Consider the following 693-nt stretch of genomic DNA (forward strand, 5'->3'; position numbering starts at 1 on the left):
CCGCTGGTGCGGTAGGCGACGGTGTCGTTGCGGTTGCCGGGTTGCGGATTGCCGAGGGCGATGACCAGGCGGGTGTTCGCGTCGATGGCGATCTGGTCCTTGGGCCGGCGGCGCACCGGCGCGAGGGCCAGGAGACGCCCGAGGCTGTCGATGACCCGGTGCGCGGCCGAGTGCGAGACGCCGAACAGCAGTCCGAGCTGGCGCATCGTGAGGTTTGTGCGCCAATACGCGGCGACCAGCAAGACCCGATCCGCGAGGTTCAGTGCCCACTGCCGGCCCGGGCGGCCGTCGGCGATGGCGGAGCCGCCACGGGCGGCAACCAGTCGCACCAGCCGCCGAAACTGGATAGGGCGCAGGTCGGTGAACGGGTGAATCCAGTCTGACCGGGACGCGGTGATCGCTTGCACGCGGACATCGTTGCCGATCGCTACGTGCCGTCCCGAGTTGGGTCAGTACGGGTCGGCTGAGGGGCGCAGCTATGCAGCGGCGCTATGCCGTGCCGAGCCGAAACTCGCGCAGTGTGTGCCAGGAGTCGGGTTCCGGTGCCCCGGCAATGAGCCGGACCGCGTCGACGGTGGCGCGGATCGGCAGGTGGCCGGCGACAGCCTCGGCGGCTTGGGCCAGGACGTGCTTCGGGGCGTCATGGCCGATGGTCAGATGCGGTACGACGTCGGCATGGGCGCCGGCATACGG

At 70.4% G+C, this 693-nt stretch carries 1 protein-coding gene and 1 pseudogene; both read right to left on the reverse strand.

Annotated elements, in window-relative coordinates; all coding sequences use genetic code 11:
• A partial coding sequence (locus ACVCAH_RS38015) for a helix-turn-helix domain-containing protein (RefSeq protein WP_447141036.1) occupies positions 1-407 on the reverse strand: 407 nt, incomplete at its 3' end.
• 82 nt (positions 408-489) lie between these two features.
• A pseudogene (locus ACVCAH_RS38020) lies at positions 490-693 on the reverse strand (2'-5' RNA ligase family protein); the annotation flags it as partial.

The sequence above is a fragment of the Micromonospora sp. LZ34 genome, from assembly GCF_052981855.1.